This is a genomic window from Streptomyces sp. NPDC033845, from assembly GCF_055576225.1.
In genome coordinates this window covers 40,084-66,333 of the sequence record NZ_JBVIRI010000025.1, presented here as the reverse complement: position 1 = coordinate 66,333, position 26,250 = coordinate 40,084, and the positions used below count along the sequence as shown (strand labels likewise).

Genomic DNA, 26,250 nt, shown 5'->3' with positions numbered 1-26,250 from the left:
GCGTCCTTCGGCCTACGGCCGCCATGGACGGCCGTGAGGCGTACTGGAGAACGGGGAGGGCGATTGGATGGCCGTCAACCGACGGGTGCGAGGGGAACCGAAGCGCGTGCCGAGGACACGGTGCCTCACGCTGGTCGCGGCGGTCGCCGCCTTGGTCGCGGGATCGGTGTGGTCGGGCAGCGCGGCGCAGGCCGCCGGCCCGCGGCCGCTGTTCCAGCTGCCGTTCGCCTGCGGACAGCAGTGGAACGCCTCCACCTACAACGGGCACAAGCCGAACACCAACAGTGTCGACCTGATCAGGGCGAGCGGGGACAGCAGCGGGCAGGCCATCGTGGCCTCCTTCGCGGGCACTGTGTCCTTCTCCGGATGGGACAGCGGCGGCGGCTGGATGGTGGAGATCAACCACGGAAGTGGCTGGAACACCTCCTACCTGCACATGATCGAGAGGCCCGCGGTCGGGGCCGGCCAGAGCGTCGCCCGGGGACAGCAGATCGGGCGAGTCGGCAGCACCGGCGACAGCGGCACCCCCCACCTGCACTACCAGCAGATGCAGGACGGGCAGACCGTCCGAGCCGAGTTCAACGGGCAGCCGGTCACCATCTCACCCGGAACGAAGCAGCTCCTCACCAGCCAGAACTGCTCCGGCGGCGGAGGCGGCGCCCACTCCGTGACCGCATGGGCCGACGCCAACGTCCGCGCCTGCGCGACCACGAGCTGCGCTGTGACCAGCCGCGTCTACGCCGGGAACACCTACCCCGCCACGTGCTGGACCACCGGAGAGCGGGTCAGCGCGGAAGGCGTCGTCAACGACAAGTGGGTGCGCTTGCCCCTGAACGCCGGCGGCGTCGGATACGTCAGCGGCATCTACCTCAAAGGCAACGAGACCGGCGGGGTCACCACACCATGCTGACCTCCCGTGCCCACCGCGGGCGCTGGCTGTGGACACTGCCGGCCGTGGCCATCGCCCTGTGCGTCGCGGGACTGGTCCAGCAGCAGACCAGTGCGGTCACCCACGTCGTGCCGCGCAAACCCACACAGAACGAAACGGACCTGCTCCACTCCGCCGAGCAGACACTGATCCAGGCCTGCATGCAGAACGCCGGGTTCTCCTACTGGCGCACCCCCATCCGGCCCTCGCCCGACCACGGCTACCGGGTCTTCCCCTACGTGGTCGACGACCCGGCCTGGGCCGCCAGACACGGGTACGGCCGCGAGCTCGAAAGACGCCTCGACACCGAGACGCGCACCGGACCGCAGAACCGCTACCTCGACGGACTGAACCGCGCGCGCCGCAACGCCTACGGAGCCGCCCTCAACGGACCGTCCCCGCAAGGGCTCAGCATGTCGGGACCCCTGGGCGGCACGGTGAGCAGAAGCGACAAAGGCTGCACTGTGGACGCCTGGCGCACCCTGTACGGCGACGCGCAGACCTGGTTCAGGCTCAGCGAGACCCTCCGGCAGCTCCAGAGCGTCCGCACCGGCAGCGTCCTCGGCGACCCCGCCTACCAGGCGAAGGCCGCACTGTGGAGCACCTGCGTCAAAGCCCGCGGCCAATCCGCACCGGACCCGCAGACCCTGCGGGCTCAGCGCCGGGACCAGAACGAGCCCGACGCCCAGGCACGCGACATCGCCGCCGCCACCGCCGAGGCCCACTGCGCTCGAACCACGGGACTCGCCACCACGGTCCAGTCACTGGAACGGCATTACACCAGCGAACTGAACGCACAGTACGGCGCCGACCTCCACCGCTTGTGGGGCCTGCAGTCGGCTGCCCTTCCCCAGGCTCGCAGCGTCACCGCCCGTGGTGACAGCGCCTCCTGAACGAACCTCCACCTTCACACACCACCCGACAACAGGAAGAGCATCACCATGAACAAGCTCCAAGCGGCTCTGGCCGGCCTCTTCATCGCCGGCATGACCGTCATCGCCCTGCCCGCCGTGGCTCAGGCGGAAGGCGGCTGCAACTCCGGTGAGTTCTGTGTCTACTCGGACGAGTACAACTACACCTACCGCAACGCGGACAGCGCCGACTCCTGGCCGAACGAGGTGACGAACAAGCTCGACTGGGTCCACAACAACGGCGTGAACAGCGGCAAGGCCCAGGTCAACATCTTCTGGGGCACGAAGGCGGAGGGTCGCGGAGCCTACGCGTGCATCGGCCCGGGCACCCAGTGGAACCTCCGCGACAACAAGATCAAGTTTACCTGGACCAAGTCGGGCGTCAGGACCGACGGCCTTGGGCAGAAGGTCCACGACAACGCCGCCTCCCACATCTGGGTCTGGCACTGCAACAACAACAACTGGTAGCAGGACCCGGTTCCGGACGGGACCACACACCGCAAGCGGCAGCCTGGTGCTGTACAACGCGGGGCGGGCCCACCACAACAAAGTGGTGGGCCCGCCCCGCGTATGAGTCCCGATCAGGCGGGGCGGCCGCCGAAGGGGGCGCCGGTGCCGTAGTAGGTGCCCAGCTCCTCGCGGTAGCCTGCGTCGCCCAGGTGCTTGTCCCGGTGGAACTCGGGAGCGTCCTTGATCTGGTCCTTGGTCCGGTCGACGTAGACCTTCTTGTCGGCCTCGTCGATCCGGGTGATGGTGCTGGCCGGCAGGAGGACCTCCTTGCCGAAGATCCACACTCCGGTGTCGACCACCAGGTAGGAGTCGTCGACCTCGTCGGAGTGCTTGTCGACCTTGCCGATGCTGCCGTCCGTCGCCTCGACCTTGAACCCCGTCAGGTCCGTGGCCGGCAGTCGGTTGGCCGACGGCTGATAGGCCCACATGTTCTCCGTCACGACGAACCACTCCTCACATCATGCGAGCCGAAAACTGGAACCCCGACCCGCTTTGTATATCCGCTCAAACGCCGTGTGCCCGACGTCCACCCATCCATTCACAGCGGATTCCTTCAATGTCGCGGTGGCTGCCGATCGTTGGAGGCGAGCAGGTCCCTGCTGCGGTCACGGCAGCCACCCCGACACCCCGCCCATACCCTCGATATCCGATTTCACCCACTACCGGAAAACCACTGCGACCTTCGAGAGACGCACATGCTGGTGGGCCGGACCCTGTTCAAGGGTCCGGCCCACCAGCATGTGCTCTGATCTGCGGGTTCGGCTACCAGTGGTACCAGCGGCCGCTGCCCGTCTTGGGGCGGGCGACGAAGCCCAGCAGCCACAGCACGAGCACCGCGATAGCAATCCACCACAGGATTTTCACCGCGAACCCGGCAGCGGCGAGAATCACAATAAGAAGAAGAACGAGAAGCAAGGGACCCATGATTTATCAACCTCCGAACCAGCCAGTGCCCCGCACTTCCCCCGATACACGTGCGACTTCAGAGATCGCCCGACTCCCACGAGCGCCTGCGGGCACTGCTCGTACGGTCAGCCGTCCGCCGCCTCGGGGCCGGCCCTGCGCTGCAGGCCTGACGGCCGCGCCGACAGTGAGCCCTTTCCAACCCCACGCTGACGCGTGGTGAAGGACGCAGACGGCCTGGACGATCGCTGTGGTGCGGTGGGTTCTGCTATGGATCTTCCGTTAGGGGCGCCAGCCCTTCAGGGTGGCCATGGCCGTGGCCTGCTCGCCGAGGCAGCGGATCTTGGCGTGCGCGCTGTGGGGGCGGCGCTGCCGCAGCTTGAGGCGAAGGCTGCTTCTCGGGCCTCGCAGGCGGTGGGCCCCGCTGACTCCTGGGCGTGCGCTAATCGGCTTCGCTCTCATCCGCAACCTGGCGATGTCCGTTTCGAAGTGAGCGTCGAAACTCGCGGAACGCGGAGACCAGGTCTGGGAGCTGGCGCAGGGTTGATGCAGCAAAGGTGATCAGACGCCCTGCCAAGCCGAAGGCAGAAATGATCACGCTGGTGGCGGTGTTCAGAGGGAGAGCATGAGTCTGGCCTCTGACCAGCGCAAACAGCTGCCGAGATGAGCTCGCTGTGAATAATTCGGGGAATTCCCGATCAATCGGGTATCGGGCTTTCGAAGCCCCCGCCTGGATTGACCAGCAGAGGCTTCCGAGCAACTACACCATACGTCCACGCGCGGACGCCTCGAAGATCGTGGCCCCTGCATGCTGAAAACTGTCCCATGTTTGCCTCAAATCGACTTCCGGGTGGCTTAATAAACTCCTTTCGGGGCGAGGTGATGAGACTGAGTCTTATTTACCCTCACTCTGGTGAAGGGTGAGGACGGCCTGGACGATCCTGGTGGTCCGGATGGCCGAGCACCGCACTGGGCGTTGCGCAGCGCGTGGGAGACTCACGGGCTTGCCTCCCAGCCCGTTCCAGAGGCTCGGGTTCCCGGGTCGGTGCGCGGCCGCCGGGCCGGTAGAACACACTCCACTGCTGGCCTGCGGGAGCCGCCTGCGGGTGAGTCCCTCAGTCCCCAGGGTCAGTCCCGGTGGGTGGGTCGTCGCCGGGCCGCAGGCCGAGCATGTCGAGGAGCTGGACGAGATCCGCGCTGTCCGTGGCACGGTCGGCGACCGCGCGGCGGGCGGCATCCCGGTCCACGACCCCGGTCGGGAACAGCAGGGTGGACACCTCGGAGGAGGAGAACGGGTCCTTCATGCCAGAGATGCCACCACGGGCGGCCTCACCCCGCAGCCTGCACTGCTCCAACCAGACCGAACGGAAGAGCTGCCCCCGGTCCCCTACGAACGCCCCTTGATCGCTTGGGACCGGGTCGCAGCCGCGGTCCGGGCGCGGCGGCTGCGGTGGGCGGGGATGCCGTGGTTCTCGGGGTCGTCTGCGGTCAGGCGGGTGGCGGCCCGCCGGATCTTCTGGTCGAGGACCGTGGAGATCCGGGGGCGTTGGCGGGCGCGGATCACGGCGAGGGTCTGGGTGCTCGTCTGGAGGCGGGCGGCGAGGAAGCTGGTGGGCCAGCCTCGCTCGGCGAGGCCCTGGAGGAGCCCTGCCGCTCTGTCGGCGGGGACGAGTCCGGGCAGGCGGCGGATTCGTCGGGAAGTACCGTCTGCGGGGATGCCGAGGATGGCCTCCGCGGTGGCCCGGTGGATGGCGGCGGGTCGCTCGGCTTCGGGCCGGAGCAGGCGCCGGATGAGGGTGACCGAGATCCCGGAGATTGCTGCGATGTCCCCTGCCGACAATCCGGCCTCCCTGAGCCGGCCGGCGTGGGAGGCGGCCTCGTGCGCGGGGACCCGGGCGGGCCGGCCGGCCCGGCGTTCCCGCATCCGTTGGGTACGGGCACGGCGGGCTGCGGCCTGGCACTCCGGCCGGGTGCAGCCGTAGTCGGCGCAGGAGGGGCTGCCGTGGCGGACACGGCTGCGCAGCGGCTGTCGACGGCCTGTTGCCGTGGGGGGTTGGGAGGTTGCGGGAGGTGGCGGTGGATTCATACCAGCACGATTCTGCCCGGCCCCGTGCTGGCGTCCCGGGCCGGGTGGGACCGCTGACGCGCGATGGCGTTGGCCATCGAGGCACCGGGGCGGTGAGTCGCCCAAATTTGGGTGACTCACGGGTAGGGGTCGGACTGGGGCGCGTTACCAGCATCTCTGCTGGCCCGTTTCCCCGGCCCGCCCTCCGAACCCGCCGTGCGCCTCTCGACGCAACGGGCTCTCCACAGACTCACGCCACTGAGCGAGCTGATTCCAGCGGCCTTGCTGTCCATGGGGTGGTGATCTGAGTGCTCCGGTAGCGGTAGCGCGTGACCGCGACATCTCGCGGCCGGAACATCACCTGCTTTCCGTCGGCGATCTTCCAGTTAGGCGTGACGCGTCGACGGAAGGCACCCCAGCTCAGCCGGGGGTGTCGCTTGCGCAACCAGACGACGATCCGCCACCACGTGAAGTGGTCGAGGTAGCCGAAGGTGCTCTTGGACACCCCATGCTGAAAGTAGTTGCACCAGCCCCGTATAACGGGGTTCAGCTGGAGCAACAGGTCAGCAAGTGTTCGATGCAGGTGGCGGCGCGTCAGCCGTCTGACCTTGTCGAGCACCGAGTTCAGTGCTCTCCTCGACGGCCAGGTGTAGACGTGCCACTTGCTCGTCCCTCTCTTGATCTGCCGTTGGATGCGGAAGCCGAGGAAGTCGAAGCCCTCGTTCACGTGGCAGATTCCGCTCTTCTCGGCCGACAGGCGCAGGCCCATCGGTTCGAGTATCTCTGCCAGTTCGCCCCACAGCGCCTCGGCGTGCTCGCGCTGACCGTTTACCATGACGACGAAGTCATCCGCGTAACGGACGAACCGCATCGTCGCACCGCCAGCCTTGCGATACCGCTGGCGCCGTCTTTCCGAGCCGAGCGACTCCCACTTGGCGTCGAAGTGCTCGTCAAGGACAGACAGAGCGATGTTGCTCAGCAGAGGCGAGAGGATCCCGCCTTGCGGAGTTCCAGCGAGGTTGCCCCGGTAGCCGTCCTCCTTCGAAAGGATTCCAGCTTTGAGGAAAGCCTTCACCAGGGACAGAACGCGCCGATCGGCGACCCTCCCTCGGACCCTGTCCATCAGGGCCGTATGGTCGATCTCGTCGAAGCACGCCGTGATGTCACCCTCGAACACCCAGTGGTAGTTCCGGTTGCCCGAGGTGTAGAAGTGAATCTCGGCGATCGCGTCCTGGGCCCGCCTCCTTGGCCTGAACCCGTAGCTGCAAGGACGGAAGTCCGCCTCGAAGATCGGTTCCAGGACCAGTTTCAGCGATGCCTGCACGACTCGGTCGGCCGTGGTGGCGATGCCCAGGCGGCGCAACTTGCCATTCGCCTTGGGGATCATCACCTCCCGAACCAAGTCCGGGCAGAACCGGCGCTGCTTGATCTCCTGCCGGAGGTCAAGCAGCATCCGGTCGGCCTTGGCCTGGGTGAGGGATCGCGGTGCGACCCCGTCCACGCCGGCCGAGCGGGCCCCCTTGTTCGTCCGCACCCGTTCCCACGCCACGGCGAGGAAACTGGGATCGTGGACGAGGTTGAACACATCATCGAACGAGCGGTCGGGATCATCGACCGCCCAGTGGTGCAGCTTGCGCTGCATCCTGCGTACCCGTAGCTCGGCCGATTCAAGGTCGGGCCACGGAGCACTCGTATTCACAAGTGACCTCCACAGTCTGCTTGCTTGCCACGAATCTGCTGGAGCCCTTCGCCATGTGACCGGCTCTCCCGGCCTCGGACTACTACGGCTCCTCCGCCCCGCCCTGGCGGCGTCGGTCGACGACGGACCTACCCATCCGCACGGCTGGATCTCGTGCGGGTAGGGACCACCAAGGCGGTTCCCGTGTTCACTGCGAACCGTTTGACAGGTGAGGTGCCCAGCTCTGCCCCTGCGATCTCGCCATGGCTACGCCGCAGGCATTCACCATGGCCTCCCGGACCGACGACAACATCCGTTCCGGAAGTTCCCCGTCACAAGACGGGTGCGCACCGCTGGCCAGCCCATATCCGCCAGATTTGAGCTGGTGTTTAAGGCTTAAGGAGCGTTCAGGCGCTGGTTCCTCTCGTACACCTTCCTGTCTTGCTTGCCGGACCCGGCCTGTCTGGCGATGCCAGGCCGTCCCGTCGTTGTCGGGGCTGCTATCCACCCTCCCCGGCGTCTCCCGGGTCAGGCTGCCCCCAGCTTCACTATGCTGCTGCGACAGCACAGCGGCGGCGGTCTCACACCTCCACTCGGTTCACAGCGCCTCACGGCGCACGCTGTCACCCTCCCAGTCCCACAGGCCCGGACTCCCGGGCCGCCGGCTGTAGTGGGCGCGGCCGCCGGGCCCGTAGTGGCCGTCCTCGGCGATCAGCGCGACCCCAGTGTCGAGTTCCGCGTCGGTCCAGCCGGTCACGTCCAGGAGCTGTCCGTCGAGCGACCCTCCGATCAGTTCCACATAGGTGTGGCCCGGCTGCGGACCACGGTCCGGATCGCCCCGCTCACTCCCGTACACCCACGGCCGGCGGTCGGGCAGCGGTTCATTCACGCTCACCGCTCCAGGCTCCCCGGAGCCGCCCAGGCCCGTCCTGAATTCCGACTCACCGGTCAGTGGTGAGTTCTCACCGGTGAGTACCCAGAACTCACCGGTGGGCGGTGAGTTCCGACCGGTGAGTTCACCACCGGACTCACCACCACCAGGTCGGAAGGCGGCGGCCGGCCCGTGACCGCCGCTGGGGTGCCGGCGTTGAAAGGGGTGCGCTGTGCCCGACGCGACCGGGTGCTGCCGTTCGCCCGGTGGCGGAGCCTCCCCGCCCGGACCCCTGCCACCGGGCATCACCGACAGGCCCCCTGGGCAGATCTCCCGCATGACCAGCACCAGCAGCACGGCCGACCGCCCCGTCCTCCTGCCCTCCAGCCGCTCCTGGAACGCCGACGCCCGTGCGGTCGGCGAGGTCCTGGGCGCGGTGGCGTCGGCCGCCATGAGGAGCCTGGACGACACCCTGTACGTGCTGCCGGCCCTGACCTGGCAGGTGGCCTCGGAGCAGGTGGAGGACTGCGTCACGACCGACCACAGCGCCGATCAGGTTCGCATCCTGGTCCTGCCCGCCCACGCCCTGGAGGCGATCTGGGCCTGCCGCACCGCACTGACCCGGGCCGGCAGCCCCGACGACGACACCGAACGCCTGGCTGCCCTGCTCACCCACTGTCTCGAGCCGGTCCACCAAACCGACCTCGCTGGTCTGATCGAGGCCCTGGACCGGGTCCTCACGGTTCTCACCCTGGACCTGCCCGCCGCCCGCGTCCTTGCTGCCAGCGTCGCGTTGACCGGTGAGATCGGAGAGAAGGACCGGCCCGCGTTCGCGGAGATCGAGAAGGTGTGGCGCCAGGCCAAGGGCACCGACTGACGCGCAGCCACGCCAACACCTGCCCCACCCCCCTCTCCCATATAGATGTCTGGCAACTCACCAGCAGGAAAAGGGGCCCTGAACAGGCAGGATGCCGGGGGCGTCCTGAAGTCGCTTCCCCCTCAGGTTCCCCCAGCGTTCCGCCGCCAGGGCGGGCATGCGTCGACGCAATATTCGAACGCGTGTTGTAGTGGGTTGGTGAACTGCACTCTCCGCCTTTCCTCCCAGGCCCGACGTCGGGCAGCCCCGGCATGAACGGCCGGCCGGACCCCTTCCCCGCTGACCTACTCACGGCCCAGCAAGACAACATCACCCTGTTCAACCGAATCGCCCGGAACCCCGCCGCCCCGGACGCACCGGCGCTCCGGGCAGCCCTGCGGGAGTCGGACCGGCTGATCGCCCGGCATCCGTTCTGGGCCGACGGCGACTCGGGCCGGCAGGGCCGGCTCCGCCTGTGGCAGCAGGCCCAGACCGCACCCCGGGGCGAGCGGGAGGTCAAGCAGCACCTCGTCGACGGCCGCCTGGTGGTGATCCCCGAGAGCGAGTCGTAACCGAGGCCCGGACGGGAAGGAACCGGCGACTTCACCAGTACTCACCGCCGCTCACCACCGCTCACCGGGAAACTCCCCGGTACAGGTCAGGAGGGGTTCGAGAGCCTGAACTCACCGAGGTGACGGGCTGGAGGAAGCCGGCTCGGTGAGGTCACCGGTCCGGTTAGGCTCGTGGGCAGTCCGTGCCGACATGGGTGCACGGGTCAGGGCCGGTGCCCAGAGCGCTCTGGGGCAGTACGACCGGTACCGCACCGGCCCCCGGAGGCCCGTAAGGGTCTCCGGGGGCCGACCGCTGTCCATTCCCTTGGGGCGTGGCTTCAGCTGTGGCGTTTGGGCTCGGTGAGTCCGGCCGGGTCGATCTCGAAGGCGAAGGGGTCCTCGATGCGGGTGGCCGCTCCTGGCAGGGCGATCGTCGTCTCCGTGTAGCGGCCTGCGGCGAGCTCGCTGACGATCAGGGGCGGGGCGGGGTCGAACTCCAGACGCCAGTAGTGCGGGATGAAACGGGCTGGCGAGAGCCCACACCACTGAGCCTCAGTACGCCGCGTGCGCCCGCCCGGCCGCCGGAGCGGCTGCCATCGCCGTCTACTGGACAAGGAGCACGGCGAGGCCGTTGTCAGTACCGCGGAACCAGCCCATAGGCCGCGGGGGCGAGGACGACGGCCACAGTCCGGCACTTGCTGCTCCCCCGCTCCCGCCACCGGTGCGGTTACTGGTCCGGGTGGACTGCCTGGACGCCGGTGCCGTCGTAGAGCTCAGGTTCCAGGGTGAGGAGGTAACGGCCGGCGGGGAAGTCTGCCGAGGGGCGGGCGGCGTGGATGGCGTGGACGGTAGCCCAGGCGTGCCCGGCATGCAGGAGCCCGGTGGCGGACAGGGCGGCGGCCGTGTCGAAGGGCTCGATCTCGATGAACCGCAGGCCGTGGATGTAGGCGAGGAGCCCGGGCCGCCCCGTATCAGCCGCAGTGAGGGAGAGCACTGGCGCGTAGAGGGTGCCCAGTCCGCCGGAGGCTTGGACGTAGAACGCGGCGACGGCCTCGTTGTACGGGTCCTTGGGGTCGTGGAGGGCGGTGGCGGTGGTGTGGTCCAGGACGACCGCGATCGGCCTCACTACGCGGCTGCCGGGTCCTGGCGGGCGCCGAGGCGCTCCAGGAGTCCACGCGCTTTGGCCTCGGCCTCCTCGCTCGGGACGGTGCCCAGCACGGAGGCGAGCTCGGCGCGGGCCTGCTCGGCACGCTCCGCGTACTCGGCCTGAGTCGGCCGGCCCTCCGCGAGCTCCTCGACGAGCTGGCGGATCGTGGTGCCCTGCTCGGTCGCCAGCGCGGCCAGCCGGTCGCGCGTGGCGGCGCTCACCTTGATGCTCGTTTCATCTGCCATACCTCGACTCTACTGCGAGTAGAGGAGAGGTGCCATGCCTCTACGCCAGGGCAGGCATAGTTGGCTGGGTGAACGACAAGAACGGTTGGCTCGCCCTTCTCGAGGAGAACCCGGGTCACTCGCAGTGGTACATCGACCGCTTTCGGAAGCTCGCCGAGGACGGCGTCGATCTGCATGGTGAGGCCCGCCTCGTCGACGCGATGGTTCCTCGCGGAGCCCGGATCCTCGACGCGGGCTGCGGTCCCGGCCGGGTCGGCGGATATCTGGCTCGGGCCGGACACGACGTCACGGGTGTCGACCTCGACCCGGCACTCGTCGCCGCCGCCCACACCGACCACCCCGGAGCGCAATGGCTCACTCGGGATCTCTCCGAGCTCGACCTGCCCGCCAAGAGCTTCGATGTGCTGGTGTGTGCCGGAAATGTGATGACCTTCCTCGCCCCCGACACACGCCGCACCGTCCTGGGCCGGTTCGCGAAACACCTACGGGCAGGGGGGCGAGCAGTGATCGGTTTCGGCACCGAACGCGGCTACCCACCCGAAGAATTCCTACAGGACGCCGAGGCCGCCGGCCTGGCCCCCGGTCTCCTGTTGTCTGCGTGGGACCTGCAGCCCTATGCCGAGGGGGCCGACTTCCTGGTGGCCGTCCTGACGAAGACGTGACGTGCCCCCGGTCCCCGCACAACTTGCCTCTCCGGCCTCGGTGAGCGAGCGAGATGCGGAAGCGGGGCGGGGACCGGGACGGTGCCGAAGCCCTGCTCCGGCCAGCTGCCGACCACGGCGACACCAAGGCCCTCTACCGACTGGCCGAGATGCCATCTGGCACTCCCGCCAGCGCTGGGCCAGCGCACGCAGGAACCGGTTGACGAGTTCCCAGGCGTCCTGGTCGCTCATGGCACGGAGGTCCCGCAGGTCGAGGGTCCCCACCGACGTGGCCTCGCGGTGACCAGGCGGAGAGGGACTGCCGCCCCGCCCGTTGCATCGGCCCGGCTTCCTCTCACCCTGCGGGCTTCTGACCGGGCTGGTGCGGGTACGCGCAGCTGAGCCTCAGTCCACCGCAAACGTCTTCTCTCCGATCATGAGTGGGGCATCGGACGGCCCCTTGATGTACGGGCCGCGCCAGATCAGCCGGTGTTCCTGGGTACTGGGGTACCACTGGCGGACCTTGTGCATCCGAACGGTCCACCGGTGGTGGTAGGCGCGGCTTGAGCCGTTGTCCTCGGCTGAGCGCTGTGCGGGGACCTGGTGGGTGAGGCGGATGACGCGCACATCGGGGTCCTCGGGGGTCTGGCCTGCCTGTGCTGGGTGAGCGGTGCCGGACTCCCGCGGGGATCCTAGGGAGGTGATGCCTTGGGCAGCCAGGCGCCAGAACGCGAAGGCGTAGCGGAACGCGAAGTCGTCGTACACGTCGACGATCCGGCCGCCGTCCCACTGGCCTTCCTCCTGCGGCAGCGCGTTGTGCTTCGCGACCTCGTTCAGGGCCTCGTTCACGGTGCGGTGCAACCCGGACAGGGAGGCGTGTTCCTGGCTGTTCGCGGCGGTGAGGGCGCCGTCGGCCCGCATGCCGTAGATCCCGTCGGGGACCAGGGGTGGCAGGGGTGATCCTGTGGCGCGGGCCTGGGTGACCGCCATGCGCCAGGACTCGGGCTGGATGGGTCCGTCGCGGTCCATGAAGCAGGTGAGCTGGATGCCGGGGTACTGGGCGGTGGGCAGGATCTGGTGCTGGGTGATGGGCTGCCAGCCGAAGGCACGTATGTCGGAGAGTGATCCGCCGCGGTTCTCGACGATGACCGGCTCGGGCAGTACCAGCACACCGCTCGGGATGGGTATGTCGCGGTCCCTGTCGAGGGTGGCGACATCGGCGGGCTCCAGGGTGGCGGCCGCGGCCATGACCGCGGCGTGTGCGGCGGGCGAGATGACGAGGACCTCGGCCTGGTCCAGGAGCTGGAGGATCTGCTTGCCCTGCCAGTAAGCCGCTTGGGCGGGTCCGGCCGGCCACGGGGGCTTCCAGCCCTGCTTGCCCAGCATGACGGCGAACGCCCAGTCCTCCCGGTGCTGCTCAGGTACGTCGCTGTGGCTGAGCACGGCGCGCAGCTCCGCCATGCGGTTGTTCATGTTGGAGGCCAGCATCGTCTGCACCCACACGTTGCCACCCCGCAGCAGCCGCAGGGTGTCGGCACGCACTTGATGTGCCGTCCGTGCCGCCTTGGGCGCACTCCACATGCTGCTGGCATCGCGGTCGCGCTGCTTCTTGCCGCGGCTCGCCTTACCCATGCTGGTCTCCTCCTGGACGGGTTGCCATGACGGGGCCTTCCTGGGGCGTCCTGCGCTTCGTGGCCGGCCTGGCAGGGGTCACCACTTGTCGGTGAGTGCTTCGAGAGGGTCCTCGTCGTGGGTCCGGTTGACTCGGTCGGCGGCTGCGATGGCGTCGGTGATCCAGGCACGGGCCCGCAGTCTGCTGCCCAGGTGGGTGGCCAGGACCGCCGTGATGTCCTTGAGCTGCGCGTCACGGTTGAAGACGTCCAGGACGAACTCGGCGAGCGGCTCGAAGTCGCCGTCCTGCGCCTCCTGGACGGCGGCGGACATCGTGGAGCGTATGCGGTACAGGCCGGCGGCCTCCTTGAGGTCCCGCCAGAACCATGCGCTGTCGTGGCCGGGCAGGTCGTTGAGGGGGGCGGCGAGCTGCAGTTCGTCATCAGTCACGGGTCGTTCGTCTCCTTCACATGGTGGTTCGCCGGCCGAAGCCGGTCGTCGCGGCGGGCAGCGGCACGGTGCCGTGCTTGCCGCAGGCAGGACGCAGTGCTCCGGTGCGGTGCATCGCAGTGGGGCGGAGGCAGCCACCGAATACGGCACGCGTCGGCGCCCGTCTGCTCATGAATCGCGCAGTGCCTCGAGTTCGGCCCGGGTCAGGGTGAAGGGCGGGCGGCGGTCCTTCCAGCCGTGCTCGGTGGCATGGTCCAGCCCGGCCGGCGGGCGCTCAGCCTCGTAGCCGGGGGCAGGGTGGGTGATGTCCTTGAGAAGCAGGTCGATGAGCCGTGCCAGGGCGGTCGGCCCTCCGCCGCCGTATCCGTAGGTGTAGCCACTGCCGCGCTGCGGGGCCGGGAACACGGTCCCATCGGCGGTCGTGACCCAGACCGAGGCGTTCGCGATGGTCACAGAGGCGAGCGGGGAGCGCGCCGGCAGCCGCTGCGGGGCCATGGCCTCGATCCGCCCGCCGGAGGTGGGCACGGCGGGCATGTCGGTCACGGGGTCCATGAGGATGCCCTGCTCCCGGTCGTCGCCGAGAAGGGTGGCGAACGCGGTGCGGGGGCCGGGCTGAAGACGTGAGGCCCACCGCGCGGCCTGGGCGCAGGAGGACGGGTCGACGGTCACCCTGCAGGAGCCGGGGAAGTACTCGTTTCCGCCGAGGACCTGCCCGAGTCCGGCGCATTCGGCGGCGAGGGTGTCGGTCCGGTTCAAGATGCTCCTCCAGCCGTCGCGCAGGATCTCCTTCGCGACGGCTGGAGGTTGTTCGGGTACCAGGGGGCGGGCGGCGACAGCGATGTGGGTGAGGTGCTCGCGGTCGACGTAGTCGGCAAGCTGCTTGCGGCAGCTCTCCGCGGTGGACCAGACGGTGTGCCGGGCGGTGTCGAGGGCGGCCGTCGCCGCATGGGAGCCGTCTGCTTCCTCGGCCGCCAGGCGCAGCAGCGGTGCGGGATCCGGCCGGGTGACGACGGGTACGTGGAGGCCGGTGGCGCCGGGCTCCCAAGCCGTCATCAGCTTCGGATGACGCACGCTGGCGTGCCAGTACGGGGCCGGCATCCCCAGTACGCGCTCCAGCCGCTGCCAGTCCGTTCCGTAGCGATGGCCTGCCCGGGCGTCGACAGCCTCCAGGTTCGGCCCATGCCGAAGGTCGTAGTCACCCATCACGACGACCAGGGCAGCCGCGCCCGGCGCGAGCCTGGCCAGCAGGGCCGCGTCCGGGAACACCATGCCGATGTCGTCAACCGAGTAGGCGAGCACGATCTGCCCGAACTCCGTCGCCCACTCGTACAGCACCCATCCGTTCCGGTACACCGCGCCCTGGAAGCGGGACGGCTTCGTCGAGACCAGGTCGCTCAGAATCCGAACAGGCCGATCCTCGGACGTGCCGGAACCGCGAGATCCCACCATTGCTCCCTAACTGGTCAGTGGTTCAGCTGAGGGGAGCCCAGCTGAAGAGGATGTGGCCGGTGCGGGCGTCCCCGAGGAAGTCGTGAGGGCCGGCGGCCGCGACGGGTTCGAAGCCGGTGCAGACGGTCAGCAGTACTCCGCCGTGGTCAAGGTGCCTCGTCAGAGGTCAGCGGCGTCTGCCCAGCCACCGGAACAGCCCCTTGCGCTTTGGAGGAGGCACGGGCTGCGGGGGCACTGTGGGCTTCGGAGGGATGAGCCCTTCGGCGGCTTCCCTGGCTTCCCTCCGATCCGGTGCCGGAACCGGCGCAGGGGGCCGTACCGGCGCGGGGGGCGGAGTCGGGTGCTGATCCCGCGACGGCGCAGGGCCGGGTGCCGCGTCCGCAGGAGCGGGCGCTGCCCGGACGGGCTCGATGACACGGAGGGTGTGGTCAGGGCGGGACACGGCTGGCTGTTTCGGCGGGGCAGGTGCAGCCGGCGGCTGCACCGGTGGCTGTTGCTTGGCCACCGGATTGCGGTTCACGGCCGCTGCTCGCTGGCGGGCTGTGACCGGCGGCGGGCACGTCGGCGCGGTGGGGCGGCCGGCGGGTTCGTCGTCGTTCCAGTAGGCGATCTGCCAGTGGGCTTCGGCGAAGAGGCGGAGCTGGGGGGTGTAGCTGCGGGTGAGGACGGACCAGTTGCCGAGGGCCAGGACGTGGGTGCCGGGGGTGAGCGGGGTGATGAGGGTGTCGTACATGGAGCGCAGGACGACATGGAAGCGTCCCTGCTGGGCGGGGATGTTGGTGGCGAGGTTGACGTACGGGCGGCCGCTGTCGTCGGTACGGACCGCTTGGACGGTGCCGTGGACCGCGACAGGGTAGGAGGCGGGCGCCGCACTGACCTGCCGGGCGTAGAGGGCGGCCAGGGACTCTCCGCCGGGGCCGTAGCAGAAGTCGCCCCAGGGCACCTGCGGGTGGCCCAGTGGCCGGACCTGGAACTTCTTCACAACCTTGGGATCGAAGCCGTGCATCTGCAGGAACCGGGCGATCTTCGCTGCGCTGGTGATCGCAGGAGGCAGGTGAGGGCGGACCGTGGTGATGTTCCGGGTACGGACGATGCCGTCGGCCCCGGTGCCCACCGGACCGTCCGGGCCGGCTGCGCCGGAGAGGTCTGAGGGCAGCTCCAGGCGGAGGATCCCCTCATCGACATGGGCCAGGCCGTGGGAGTCACGCGCAATGGAGTCGATGACCTCAGCCGGATTTAGGTCGCAACCAACCTCGTGCTGGAGTTTCGACCCGAGCCGGAAGAGGCTAGGCACGCTCTTGTAACCGCGGACCGGGAGCACCCCGGTCATACAGAGCGCGCAGATCAGCGGCCGCCGAAACGGCTCCGGATCGGGACCGATCTCCTGCGCGGACACGGTGCGTCCGACCGTTCCATCCGGCAGTAGCTCCCGGGCCGACCTCATGCCTTGCCCCTGCGAGCGGAGTCCGCCGGGAGGGCACCGCAGGGCTGCCATGCGTGCACGTGCCCGCTCAGCTGTCCGCCCCGTTCTCACCGGCATCCAGCGTTGCCCGCATGGCCTGTTTCACGTGCACCGCGTGTTCTGCGCACATGTCGCGCAGTTGCTGCCATCGGGGCAGGAAATCGGGGTGGTCGGCGAAACGGGAGGCGGTGTCGACGAGCCGGTTCCAGGCAGATGCGAGGTCTTGACGCAGGGTCTGCACCAGGCCGGGTTGTCCGGCCTGGCCTTCTGCCAGGGTGATCTCCCAGGCGACGAGCTGGTCGTCGAGGTCTCTGCAGGCGTCATCGGTGACGTCGGCAAGCCGCTGGGCGGCCCACCGGGCGTCGCTACCCTCCGCCTGGGCATCGGCAAGTTCCGTGAGGCGGGCCTGCAGGAAGGCGCGGAGCGGGTCGACGTCGGGGGCGCGCAGGTCGTCGGAGTACTCCAGGACGACGGCTGGGTCGAGCAGGCCGCTCATCGAGGCACCTCCGGCGCCGGCAGCTGCTGCCGATCAGCATCCAGCCCGGCTCGTCGTTTCCGCGCCGCCGCCTCCCGTGAGGCGAGTAGCTGTCGGGCGCCCTCCACCGCAGCGTCGGCATCGACGTGGTGGACCAGCCGCCACTGCCCGGCGTCGTATCCGGAGGTCCCCTCGAACGGCCAGACCAGCCACACCAACCGGTTCCACGCCCGCTTGCGGGCATCCAGCGTCTGGGGCTCCTCGTCGTCGAAGGCCGCGCTGAGCGCGTCGAGGTGGATGCCGACGGCTTCCCGCAAAGTGCGTGCCGCCCGGCCCTCGAAGCTGTCCGCCGCGTGCCTCTCAGCCAGCGTCTTCGCGACCTGCTCCAGGTACGCGTCGAGCGACTTGGCATGCTCCGGCGTCAGATCGTCGGCATTGAACGGGGCGACGCGTGGTTCGTCGCTCGCGAAGTAGTAGGCCAAGGATCGTGTCCCTCCAGTCGGACGCGCTGGGCGAAGGGTCTTCCTACCCCGCCCCCACGCGTCGGATACTCAGGGTCTATCCGACTCCAGACCGCGCGTGGGCCAGCTGCGCACGAATCAGCCATACCCGCCGTGCCCACTTGTCCAGAACACGCGATTCATGCGGTGCGGTCCAAGAGCTCGTCCGCCTCGGTTACGCGGCCAGGCGGCGGCGCTACGCCCGGGTCTGCTCGATCGGAACCGGTGCATCGTCCGTGACGACGGTCGGTCTCCGGGAACACGCGGCGGCTGAGTTCGCGCAGCGCCCGGTTCTGCCGTTCGATCCCTGGACCCAGCGCCCCGGCCGCTGACCGCCCCCGCACAGTGCCGCGGTCCAGGCCGCCGAGGCGGCCTGGACATGCCGGGCCCGCCGACCCCGCTCCGCTACTGGCGGCGGAGCCGGACGCAGTCCGCGGTGAGCTGGAGGACCAGGGCGCTGTCTTCGTCGGGGACGTCCCGTTGGAGCAGGTGGGAGACCTCGCGGTGAAGGCGCAGCGCTTCACCGGTGCCGGCAGCGGCAAGTACGGACGACAGCAGGGGGTTGTCGGGAAGGGTGTTCTTCTCGACCGTCTGCAGAAGGCTCAGTCTGTCCTTGTGGGAGAGGCGGGCCAGTTGCTGCTGGCCGGTCTTCTGCGCGATCTCCTCCCACGTTGTGGTCCGCTCCTCCCGGGCGGCCTTCTTCAGCGCCCCGGAGACGAACAGCGCCAGGTAGGCCAGCTTCTCGCCGTGCGCCTCCAGCTCTGCGGCTTCGGTCTTCCGGCGCCTCTCGGCGATGACCTCCTCAGCCTTGCGGCGGCGCTCCTCTTCCCTCCGCCGCTGCTCAGACTGCCTGTCGCGCTGCTCTTCAGCGAATCGCCGGGCCCTCGCGGCACGCTCTTCGGCCAAGGCCCGCTGACGGGACTCATGCTGCTCGTGCGCCGCGCGGACGGCCGCTCGCTCCTCAGGCGTAGCGTCCGGGTCCTGCACCAGGTCCGTGGCCTTCAGGAGGAGATCAGGCGTCGGCTGCCTCTTCAGCTGGTCGATGACCGCCCGCCGGTGCCCGGCACGCTGCTCCGCCCAGGCCTGTCCGCGGGCCAGGGCGACCCGCAGGCGGGCGATGTTCTCCGGCGTCTGGCTCCTTTCCAGCAGCCGCTTGATAGTGTTCACCGCGCTGTGGATCTGGTCCGTTTCCTCGCGCAGGGCGCGGTCGAGGTGCATCACCGCGCTCTTGACGGGGTCGTTCTGCCGGGCTGCGATGGCCGCATCGACGTGGGACCGGCTGACGGCGACGGACCGCCCCGTTGGCCTACTCGCCTTCGCGACGTCGGCCAGGGGTATGTGAACGCCGTCGGGCCTGTCCGTTGTACTCAGGCCCTGAGGAGTCAGGGTGACCTCGTCCAGGCTCTCCCAGGTGGTGCCCCGGCCCGGGAGCTCGGTGCCGAACCGCATGATGCGGCCGCCGCCGGGCCGGTCCTCGAAGCGGATGCGGTGGACATAGCCTCGCCGCTCCAGGATGTGGGCCACGGTGGGCACGCCGGGTCCCAGGATGAGCTCCCAGGCATCGTCGTCCCAGGCGACGGAGCGGTTGCGGTCGAGGTGGAGCAGGAAGGTACGGCCGTCGTCCAGCTGTGCCCGCACGGCGGAGCCCAGCGGTTCGGGGTAGGTGAACTCGGCGGTCATGTCGTGGGCGGTCAGCCATGAGGCCAGGTGGGCCTTGGCGAAGAGGTGGTCCGCGCTGTCCTTGCCCTTCGCCGTGCGGGTACACCGCTGGCCGGTACCGTCGGCGCCGTAGTGGGCGAAGTGGCAGATCTTGTCGGTGCACCGGCGCGTGGTCAGCCGGCGTCCGCAGCCGCCTTCGAACTTGGTGCCGCACCAGATGGTGGTGTTCTCGTGCTCGCGGCGGAAGGCGTCCAGCTCCTCCACGGTCTCAGGACACAGGGCCGGCTCGTCCGAGTCCGAACTCCCGAAGACCGCAGTCTGGATGAGGCGTCGATCCATCGTGCTCCCGATGCTCCTTGTGGGTGATCTCATCCGATTGTGAACCTCAGTGCCGACAACTCAGCAGGCCTCGCGGGAACTCGCTGAAGGAGAGTGCTGTCGATCGCAGCCGGCTGCGTATCGGCGCTGTCCTCGGGTTCGGGGAACGCGCGACTGCCGAGTTCCCGCATCACCCTGCTCTGACGGTCGACGGCTTTCTTGATGTGCGGGTCGACCCGGGATCGGAGCGCAGCCTGACGGTGGGCCTCGATCGCCCGGCGGTACCCCTCCGACGGCGCCCTGCGCCTCACCGGCGCAGCAGGCGGAGCCGGGTGCCGTGACGGGTCGGTGGCCGTCGAGGCGGGGCTGGCCGTCATGGCCGCGGGCGCCAGGACGTGCAGGGCGCGGACCTCAGCCTTCGGTACCGCCTTGCTGGCCGCTGCGATCAGCTTCGGCGCGCTCCAGCGCAGATGTGCGGCAACGGCCGGAGCGTCGGGGACGACGTCCAGGCGGCCGCTCTCCGCGTCGAACCCCACCGTCTTCACGCGCCCGATGAGCTGGGGCGCGGCCGCGGCGAGAACGGCGTCGAACTCGGCCAGAAGGCTGCCGCCAGCGACCGGGGCGACCATGCCGCGCTTGGTCAGCATCTGATTGATCGCGGTGCCGAGGCAGAGGGGCTCGCGCCCGTCACGCCGCAGGACAGTGCCGCTGCGCCGCTTCACCTTCGTCGTCGGAGTGGCTCCGTTCTTCCTCGCCGCCTCCCGGGCCGCGACCAGCGCTTGGCGGGCGAGGTCGACGCCGCTCAGCTCGCCGGTCATGCGATCACCGCCCCAGTGGCGTCGCCATCCAGAGGGCGCGCGGCGAGGCCGGGCAGCCGCTCAGTCCACGACGCTGGCTTCTCGGTCCGGGCGACGGGCCGCTCACGCAGCTGCTCCAGCCGCGCTGCCAGCAGGTACTCGGCTACGCGCTCCCTCGCCGTATCCGCGGCGTTCGTCGCGGCGGCGACCGCGTCGGCGCCGGCCGGGTTGTGCCGGAACCAGGGGCGGCCCTGCTCCACGCGGTATGCACGCCGGGCCTCGGCTTCGGCCTCCTCGGTGCGGCCCAGCACCGCCAGGGCGGTCTCCTGAAACTCGCCGACGACCTGCTGCGCGGTGTGGAACGCGATGAACGCGTACGCGTCCGTAACCATCTGCGGATCGGCTTCCAGGGTGGCCACGTCGGTGATCTCCAGGAACTCCTGCCACGCGGCGGCCGTGCTGTCGCCGACGGCCGTACGAGCCCCGGCGGCGGCGGCCGAGATGCTGTCCGGGTCGCTCAGGTCTGCGGACCCGGCCGCCGCCAGGAGGCCGGCCTCGTCGATCAGAGCCTCGGTCTGGCGGCGGTGGTCGCACGCCTCGCACAGCCCGGCCGCCCGCCCGCGCCCGCAGTCCTCGCAAGCCAGCGCCCGGCGGAGCACGTCAGCGGCGGCCGCGGCCTGGCGCTCTCGTTCGGCCTGCTCAGCGGCTGCCGTGCGGGCCGCATCGCGCCGAGCCTGCTCCGCGCGGGCCTGCTCCTGGCGCCACGCGAGGTCCTCCGCCTCGATGGCGGCCCGCTCGCGCAGGCGCTCTTCGAGGACCCGCCGACGCTCTGCTTCGGCCAGGCCGGGAAGCTCCCGGTCGATGTCCGCGCCGATCCGGGCACGCCAGGCACGGCGGAGGTGGAGGACGTTGTCGCAGTTCTCGCAGTCCTCGCCGGTGTCGAGCCGGACCCCGTCGTCGCACTTGCGGTGCGAGCAGGCCGACCGCTGGGGCAGGCCACAGCGGATCAGCCACCCGTACGGGCCGGTGACCATCGCCTCGCCGCCAGTCTCCGCCAGGCGGTCGGTGAGCCGGTCAGCCAACAGCCGCGGCGCACCCTCCGGCGCCACACCCAGGCCCACCAGCTGCGCCAGCTCGGTCTTCACGGCGGCCTCCACCTGGTCCTGCTGCCAGCCGCTCAGCCGCTCCCAGAGCCAGGACACCGGCCCCAGGGTCACCCGCAGACGAAGATCGGCCGGGAGGGCCACCCGCTTCTGCTGCCGCGCCAATTCCCACCCCGCGGCCTTCGGCCGGCCACCGGCGCCAGCCCCAGCAGCGCGCTGCCCATCCCGCTCAACGACCGAGGACTCCTCCGGCTTTTCCCCGCGCAGCGGGCCGTCCTCAGCCAGCGGCGACCCGGAGACGGCAACGCCGGTCTCGATGTCGACGGCCTGGTCCTCGCGCACGCACACGCGCTCCGGCCGACGGCCTTCACCCCCACGGCCTTCGCCGGAAAAGCCACAAGAGAGCTGCGGAGGAACTACGGAAGTAACCACAGAAGCGTGGTCTGCGTGGAGCTCTGCACCATCGGGACGCTCCTGCCCCGCCGCATCCTCGGCGCCCTCAGGACCGCCAATCCCAGTCGTACCAAGGGCACCAGCAGCCTCGGCCGGAGCATGATCTCCGACTGCACCAACGGGACGCTGCGAAAACACGGCACCGGACTCCGAAACCGCCTCCACCGGAATCAGGGCGCGGCCGTACGCGCGGGCGACGGGGAGCAACATCACCTTGCCCCGGCCGTTCATCCGCGTCGACGTCGCCTTGCGCTGCCGCGCCACGACACCGTCCTCCGTCAGCCGGGCCAGGACCTTGCGGGCCCCCGCGGGCGAGCAGCCCAGCAGCCGGGCCAGCGTCGTCGCCCCCCCGCCCCTCCTTCGTCTTCACCGAGCCGCCACACAGCTGCAGCCAGCCCGACGCCCTCGTGTTCAGCACCATCAGCAGCAGCCCGAGCCGGTCGGTCGCAGCACCCTTGCCCCGGCGGCCGGCCAACAGCCCCGGCGGCGTCGGCTCCTTGCCCTCCGGCGTCCAGCCGTGCCCGAACAGCGCCTCACACAGGCGCAGCAGCGTCGCCAGCTCCGTCTTCGTCAGCGCCAGCGGGTGCCCCGCTCCCCCGCTCCTACGGGCCTTCCACAGCGGCATGACCAGGCAGTCCAGCCCGGTTGGGTGCCCCTTCACGTTCCTCACCACCTGCGTGTGCAGCGCGTCCGTGCCACGCAGCGGTGGCAGCACCTTGTGGTGGACTGTGGACTCCGTCATGCCCAGCCAGCGGCCCAGCTCCGCGCCCCAGATCGAGGTCTGGTTGTCGTTCTTCTCGCCCTTGGGAGCCCGCGACTTCGCGTACAGCACCACCGCGGCCAGCTTTGGTGCGTCCTTCAGCCCGGAGATCGACGGGTCCGCTAGCAGCGCCTGGACCGCGTTGCGTAGCCGCAGCCGCATTGCGTGACCAAGACGCAGCGGGTCCTCCAGTCCCCCGTCGTCCGGCTGCCTGGAGGCCGGCACCGACTGCAGCGCGGTCCGCTGCCCGGGAAGCCGGAGCCCGCCGACCGAGTTGTCGACGTCGTCCCTGAGCCGGTTGTCCAGCACGGCGGCCGCCGCACCCGCGCTCATCGGCCCACTGGCCCGGCCGCAGCGTAGGCGAGCAGCCCAGTTTCCCGCAGCATGCGCAGGTGGTCCTGCACGGCCCGCTTCGACAAGCCGACACGGCGCATCAGGTACGTGATGCCCGGACGGCACGGCGACAGCTCCGCGAGGACCTGGGCGACGCGCACCGTTGTCAGCCCGAACGAACGCGGCCCGTGCGACCGGTGACGGCGTGGCTCGTCCAGCCCGGACCCGGCGACCCAGTGGACCGCCTGCATCCAGGAGTAGCCGTCCAGCGCGACCCGGCCCGCCGACGTCGATAGCCACTGGGACGCCTCCGGCACGTACAGCGTCGTGGGCCGCACCGAGACCGCGACGTCGTTGACCGACGGGCGCGGGGCAGGAGTCAGCACAGCGACCGCTGCCGCCGTGCCGCTCATCGGCCCACCGTCGCGGCCGGGCTGGTGGAGATCCCGTCGACGGAGTTGTGGACGACCTCCGCAAGCGGGTGCACGAGCCGGACGGCGGGCGCCACGACCGGGCCCGGCGAGACCGCTCCGAAAGCCCCGCGCTTGTAGCTTCCTACCGGAAGACCCTTTTCTTGTACGAAAAGGAAAAAGAGGGGTGAACCGTACGCCGATCCGGTCACACGGGACGACCGCCGCGCCTGAACCGGGGCGAAAAGGACACGGTCAGGCTGACAAGGGGACACCACGTCGTGCACTATGAGAAACGACCTGCTCTCCATATAGCTGGACGACCACGCCCCTCGGGGCTGGCTCACCGGATGTGTGGATGTGACGGGTACGCCCCCCTTCGTGAGAAGCGGGGCAAACACCGACCGGGTGGGGGGAGATTCCTCCGTCCGTCCCGGTACTGCTGAACCGCGAAGCCCCTGTGGTGGGGGCCCGCGGGTGACGCAACTGCTAGCTACAGCTGTGGTGGCCGTGGTTAGTGGCCTGGTGATGGCCCTGGTTAGGGGCCGATGTGAAACGAGCGGCTCGGTGAGCCGCAGCTCAGGACCAGCTAGGAACTGGGATCTGAGCGAGACGGGCCGCGCGAGGCCAGCGGGTGGTTAATCCGCTCCCGGCGCGCGCGGCCGATGGCCGTTAGGTCATCCCGACCCCCTCGATACCGAAGGTGGCGTCGGCGACCCCGAAAACGGCCTGGAACGTGAGGTCACTCCTCATTGAGAGCCCCCTCAGCGGCATCCGGATGCTTCGCGGCCAGCTTCCGAAGAAGATGGGCGTACTTCAGACGGTTGCCGCGATGGGGCTGGGTGAGTCCCGCCTCCCACCGTGCGACGGCGACTCGTTGGACGCCGATGGCGTCCGCGACCTCGGCCTGCGTAAGGCCGGCGGCAAGGCGCAGCTGCTGCCGGACCTGGGGCGCGGGGAGGGTGCCCTCGTCCACCAAGGCGTCAATTCGCCGCAGCGGATCCGACATCACAACCCCCACCCTAGGAAACGTTGCCTGAAAAGATACACATCCCCGGCGATCTTCGGTACCGAGAACGAGCGTGTTGTTGTGTGAGATGCTCACCCCTCCCCCTCCCTTCTCCGAGGACTACTCCGCTCTTGGCGTGAGAACGTGCAGGTAGAAGCGCTGGCGCCCGAAATTCGGAACGGATCCCGGGCCGTTGCCGCCATACGGGTTAGGCGAGGCGGCGACTTGTGACAGCTCCTTGACGGTGGCTACGCCTGCCACTCGCTCTCCAACACGGAGTAGAGGACGCTGTCCCGCCAGTCTCCGTTGGTGTGCACGTGGTCGCGGAGGACGCCCTCCTTCTGAAAGCCGAGGCGCTCTACGAGGGCAATCGAGGCCATGTTGGACGGTCCGATGGCGGCGCTGACACGGTGCATTCTGAGCTCGGAGAACGCGTACGACGTCAGGAGGCGCGCTGCATCCGTGGCGTATCCGCGGCCCCACTCCTGCGCAGCAATCGCATAGCCCAACTTTGCCGCCCGGGTGCCCGCGAACGCGATGCGGGCGAAGCCCACCACGCGGTCCTCGTCCTTGGGCGTCACCGCCAGGTAGTACTCGGTGCGGGGCTGCTCTTGGGCGCGTGCCACTGCGCCTTCGACCATGGCTATGGCTTCGGCCCGGGAGCGGCTGTCGAAGGAGAGCCAGTGGGTGACCTGGTCGTCGCCGATGATGGCTAGGACATCGTCGACGTCTCCGGGAGCGAATTCCCGGAGCGCGACCTGGTAGCCAACGAGGTGGATGGGGTACGTCAACGGAGGCTCCTAGCGGGGCAGCGACTTGAGCGGGGTACGAGTGAACGCCTCGATCTGCTCCTGTAGGTCGGACGCCTCCTCGGCGAGCGGGGAGTCACGCAGAGCGCGGTGGACGCGTTGGGTCGCGTTCACGATTCCGTTGATGCGCTGCTCGGGGGCGAGGTCGAGGACCGGCGAGACGGCTTCGGTGGCGCCTTCCAGCTCGCCCATCTGGATGCGCGTGATGGCAAGCGCGCTTCGTGCTCCTGCCTGGTCGCCGAATGCCCACTCCGGGGAACTGCTGTCCTCGTAGGCTGCAACGGCGCGGGTCGCGTAGTCGTTGGCGACACTGCTCTGTGAGGGCAGCCAGGACAGGGCCTCGGCCGCGTAGTAGATCTGCCGGGTCCGGCCGAAGAGACAGAGACCGCCGAGTTCGTCGACCTCGTCCTCCTGGACGAGGTCCCAGGCACGCTCCGCGCGTTCGATCGCGGCGCGGGCCGCATTCGCGTTTCCGAGCGCCGCATGGGCCCGAGCCTCGTTCATGGGCAGCCAGATGCTCGACGAGTTGACCGCCGCGAACTCAGCGCCGGACTGGGCGTAGCGGATCGACTCTCGGGTCCGTCCGGCCCAGTACGAGACCAGCGACTGGACTCCGCGGATCCAGGCCCGAAGCCCGTTGTGGTCTGCCTGGTCCGCGCACACGAAGGCGGTCCGGGCTTGGGTGAGTGCCGCGTGTGGGTCGGCCAGGTCGTGGCTTGCCTTCGCGAGCAGACCGCCCGTCACCCCAGCGAGGAAGTACAGCTGGCGGGCCTGTGCGGGACGACGCTGCTGCTCCAGCAACGTGTAGATCGTGTCCTGCGTGGTGATGAGGTCCGGCAACAGCTCCGACAGCGGGCGCTGCGGATAGTCCATCGCCAGATTCTGGACATCGGCGTGCACCTGTTCCATCACGTTTGCCGTGAGGTCGGTCTGCCCCGCCGTGAAAGCGAAGCTTTTGGCTCGCCGTGCAGCCATCTCGATCAGCTCCCTGTCCGCAGTGGGCCCTCCTGTTGCCAGGATCAGCCCGGTGGGTTCGTCGACCGCCGGGAGGGACCCCACCCATGGAGCGAGGAGTTCTTCCAGCGGCATGCCGAACATGCTTTGCAGTACACGGCGCATGACGGGGGTGGTACTGGCCCGCTCACCACTGGCCAGCCGGCGTAAGTGCCTGGTGCTGAGAGTGACGTTCTCCCCGAGCCTTGTAGCGTGTTGTCCGAAGTCCCGGACGATCTCGTCGTACGTGCGCGGCTGCTGCCGCAGCAGGTACTCCAGCCTCGTCCGTGGATCCCCCTGACTGGCGCTGCCGGCCACCGGTCCTCCCCGAGTCACGAATATCGTGCTCTGCG

At 69.4% G+C, this 26,250-nt stretch carries 29 protein-coding genes; 6 read left to right on the top strand and 23 right to left on the bottom strand.

Annotation, left to right across the window (positions count from 1 at the left end; translation table 11 throughout):
* The first annotated feature begins 106 nt into the window (after positions 1-106).
* From ACZ50K_RS33165 to ACZ50K_RS33155, 3 genes are read left to right on the top strand one after another with little or no spacing between them, the layout of a single operon-like run.
* Positions 107-910, top strand: a complete 804-nt coding sequence (locus ACZ50K_RS33165; RefSeq protein WP_468910123.1) for a peptidoglycan DD-metalloendopeptidase family protein — start codon at positions 107-109, stop codon at positions 908-910.
* Positions 904-1,821, top strand: a complete 918-nt coding sequence (locus ACZ50K_RS33160) for a hypothetical protein (protein ID WP_468910122.1) — start codon at positions 904-906, stop codon at positions 1,819-1,821. Before ACZ50K_RS33165 ends, ACZ50K_RS33160 begins: the two co-directional genes overlap by 7 nt.
* A gap of 48 nt (positions 1,822-1,869) precedes the next feature.
* The gene (locus tag ACZ50K_RS33155) at positions 1,870-2,307 is read left to right on the top strand and encodes a hypothetical protein (RefSeq protein WP_468910119.1); all 438 of its coding nucleotides are present in this window, start codon (positions 1,870-1,872) and stop codon (positions 2,305-2,307) included.
* A gap of 113 nt (positions 2,308-2,420) precedes the next feature.
* Here the strand turns inward: ACZ50K_RS33155 and ACZ50K_RS33150 are convergent, their stop codons facing one another.
* From ACZ50K_RS33150 to ACZ50K_RS33125, 6 genes are all read right to left on the bottom strand, one after another.
* Positions 2,421-2,789 carry a PRC-barrel domain-containing protein gene (locus ACZ50K_RS33150; protein ID WP_468910118.1) on the bottom strand — a complete coding sequence of 123 codons (369 nt, stop codon included), beginning with the start codon at positions 2,787-2,789 and terminating at the stop codon, positions 2,421-2,423.
* Positions 2,790-3,111: 322 nt separating this feature from the next.
* Positions 3,112-3,273 (bottom strand): hydrophobic protein, encoded by a 162-nt coding sequence (locus ACZ50K_RS33145; RefSeq protein ID WP_468910115.1) that lies wholly within the window; start codon positions 3,271-3,273, stop codon positions 3,112-3,114.
* A 1,094-nt stretch (positions 3,274-4,367) separates the two neighbouring features.
* On the bottom strand, positions 4,368-4,556 hold the full coding sequence (locus tag ACZ50K_RS33140) for a hypothetical protein (protein ID WP_468910112.1): 189 nt from the start codon (positions 4,554-4,556) through the stop codon (positions 4,368-4,370).
* A gap of 83 nt (positions 4,557-4,639) precedes the next feature.
* Positions 4,640-5,092: a hypothetical protein gene (locus ACZ50K_RS33135; protein WP_468910109.1), complete on the bottom strand. Its 453-nt coding sequence runs from the start codon at positions 5,090-5,092 to the stop codon at positions 4,640-4,642.
* A gap of 475 nt (positions 5,093-5,567) precedes the next feature.
* A complete protein-coding gene (gene ltrA / locus ACZ50K_RS33130) occupies positions 5,568-6,959 on the bottom strand; it encodes a group II intron reverse transcriptase/maturase (protein ID WP_468910107.1) in 1,392 nt (463 codons plus the stop codon).
* Positions 6,960-7,593: 634 nt separating this feature from the next.
* A complete protein-coding gene (locus ACZ50K_RS33125; protein WP_468910104.1) occupies positions 7,594-7,890 on the bottom strand; it encodes a hypothetical protein in 297 nt (98 codons plus the stop codon).
* A gap of 313 nt (positions 7,891-8,203) precedes the next feature.
* Here ACZ50K_RS33125 and ACZ50K_RS33120 point away from each other — a divergent pair, with 313 nt between their 5' ends.
* Positions 8,204-8,743 (top strand): hypothetical protein, encoded by a 540-nt coding sequence (locus ACZ50K_RS33120; RefSeq protein WP_468910101.1) that lies wholly within the window; start codon positions 8,204-8,206, stop codon positions 8,741-8,743.
* Between the two features lie 251 nt (positions 8,744-8,994).
* Positions 8,995-9,294 (top strand): hypothetical protein, encoded by a 300-nt coding sequence (locus ACZ50K_RS33115; RefSeq protein WP_468910098.1) that lies wholly within the window; start codon positions 8,995-8,997, stop codon positions 9,292-9,294.
* Positions 9,295-9,611: 317 nt separating this feature from the next.
* Here the strand turns inward: ACZ50K_RS33115 and ACZ50K_RS33110 are convergent, their stop codons facing one another.
* The 3 genes from ACZ50K_RS33110 to ACZ50K_RS33100 form a co-directional block, all read right to left on the bottom strand.
* On the bottom strand, positions 9,612-9,887 hold the full coding sequence (locus ACZ50K_RS33110) for a hypothetical protein (RefSeq protein WP_468910095.1): 276 nt from the start codon (positions 9,885-9,887) through the stop codon (positions 9,612-9,614).
* Between the two features lie 113 nt (positions 9,888-10,000).
* Complete coding sequence (locus tag ACZ50K_RS33105) at positions 10,001-10,399, bottom strand: PIN domain-containing protein (RefSeq protein ID WP_468910092.1); 399 nt, start codon at positions 10,397-10,399, stop codon at positions 10,001-10,003.
* Positions 10,399-10,665, bottom strand: coding sequence for a hypothetical protein (locus tag ACZ50K_RS33100; RefSeq protein ID WP_360653983.1), 267 nt, complete (start codon positions 10,663-10,665; stop codon positions 10,399-10,401). The genes ACZ50K_RS33105 and ACZ50K_RS33100 overlap by 1 nt, the downstream gene beginning before the upstream one ends.
* 68 nt (positions 10,666-10,733) lie before the next feature.
* On the opposite strand from ACZ50K_RS33100, the gene ACZ50K_RS33095 reads away from it, so the two are divergent.
* Positions 10,734-11,327: a class I SAM-dependent methyltransferase gene (locus ACZ50K_RS33095; protein WP_468910089.1), complete on the top strand. Its 594-nt coding sequence runs from the start codon at positions 10,734-10,736 to the stop codon at positions 11,325-11,327.
* A gap of 384 nt (positions 11,328-11,711) precedes the next feature.
* Here the strand turns inward: ACZ50K_RS33095 and ACZ50K_RS33090 are convergent, their stop codons facing one another.
* From ACZ50K_RS33090 to ACZ50K_RS33025, 14 genes are all read right to left on the bottom strand, one after another.
* Positions 11,712-12,938, bottom strand: coding sequence for a hypothetical protein (locus ACZ50K_RS33090; RefSeq protein WP_468910087.1), 1,227 nt, complete (start codon positions 12,936-12,938; stop codon positions 11,712-11,714).
* Positions 12,939-13,016: 78 nt separating this feature from the next.
* Entirely contained in the window at positions 13,017-13,367 is a 351-nt protein-coding gene (locus ACZ50K_RS33085; protein ID WP_468910084.1) for a hypothetical protein, read from the bottom strand.
* 168 nt (positions 13,368-13,535) lie between these two features.
* Positions 13,536-14,720 (bottom strand): hypothetical protein, encoded by a 1,185-nt coding sequence (locus ACZ50K_RS33080; protein ID WP_468910082.1) that lies wholly within the window; start codon positions 14,718-14,720, stop codon positions 13,536-13,538.
* A gap of 262 nt (positions 14,721-14,982) precedes the next feature.
* Complete coding sequence (locus ACZ50K_RS33075) at positions 14,983-16,212, bottom strand: hypothetical protein (protein ID WP_468910080.1); 1,230 nt, start codon at positions 16,210-16,212, stop codon at positions 14,983-14,985.
* A 115-nt stretch (positions 16,213-16,327) separates the two neighbouring features.
* Positions 16,328-16,774 (bottom strand): hypothetical protein, encoded by a 447-nt coding sequence (locus ACZ50K_RS33070; RefSeq protein ID WP_468910077.1) that lies wholly within the window; start codon positions 16,772-16,774, stop codon positions 16,328-16,330.
* Positions 16,771-17,235 carry a hypothetical protein gene (locus ACZ50K_RS33065; protein ID WP_468910074.1) on the bottom strand — a complete coding sequence of 155 codons (465 nt, stop codon included), beginning with the start codon at positions 17,233-17,235 and terminating at the stop codon, positions 16,771-16,773. Before ACZ50K_RS33065 ends, ACZ50K_RS33070 begins: the two co-directional genes overlap by 4 nt.
* Positions 17,236-17,658: 423 nt before the next feature.
* Positions 17,659-19,251 carry a competence protein CoiA family protein gene (locus tag ACZ50K_RS33060; RefSeq protein ID WP_468910071.1) on the bottom strand — a complete coding sequence of 531 codons (1,593 nt, stop codon included), beginning with the start codon at positions 19,249-19,251 and terminating at the stop codon, positions 17,659-17,661.
* Between the two features lie 29 nt (positions 19,252-19,280).
* The gene (locus ACZ50K_RS33055; protein ID WP_468910070.1) at positions 19,281-20,048 is read right to left on the bottom strand and encodes a DciA family protein; all 768 of its coding nucleotides are present in this window, start codon (positions 20,046-20,048) and stop codon (positions 19,281-19,283) included.
* On the bottom strand, positions 20,045-21,472 hold the full coding sequence (locus tag ACZ50K_RS33050) for a hypothetical protein (protein WP_468910067.1): 1,428 nt from the start codon (positions 21,470-21,472) through the stop codon (positions 20,045-20,047). The genes ACZ50K_RS33055 and ACZ50K_RS33050 overlap by 4 nt, the downstream gene beginning before the upstream one ends.
* Before the next feature lie 157 nt (positions 21,473-21,629).
* Positions 21,630-22,676, bottom strand: coding sequence for a hypothetical protein (locus ACZ50K_RS33045; protein ID WP_468910065.1), 1,047 nt, complete (start codon positions 22,674-22,676; stop codon positions 21,630-21,632).
* Positions 22,673-23,089 carry a hypothetical protein gene (locus ACZ50K_RS33040; RefSeq protein WP_468910063.1) on the bottom strand — a complete coding sequence of 139 codons (417 nt, stop codon included), beginning with the start codon at positions 23,087-23,089 and terminating at the stop codon, positions 22,673-22,675. The genes ACZ50K_RS33045 and ACZ50K_RS33040 overlap by 4 nt, the downstream gene beginning before the upstream one ends.
* A gap of 739 nt (positions 23,090-23,828) precedes the next feature.
* Positions 23,829-24,095, bottom strand: coding sequence for a helix-turn-helix transcriptional regulator (locus ACZ50K_RS33035; protein ID WP_468910060.1), 267 nt, complete (start codon positions 24,093-24,095; stop codon positions 23,829-23,831).
* Between the two features lie 248 nt (positions 24,096-24,343).
* On the bottom strand, positions 24,344-24,886 hold the full coding sequence (locus ACZ50K_RS33030) for a GNAT family N-acetyltransferase (protein WP_468910057.1): 543 nt from the start codon (positions 24,884-24,886) through the stop codon (positions 24,344-24,346).
* 9 nt (positions 24,887-24,895) lie between these two features.
* Positions 24,896-26,215: a hypothetical protein gene (locus ACZ50K_RS33025; protein ID WP_468910055.1), complete on the bottom strand. Its 1,320-nt coding sequence runs from the start codon at positions 26,213-26,215 to the stop codon at positions 24,896-24,898.
* Positions 26,216-26,250: the final 35 nt, after the last annotated feature.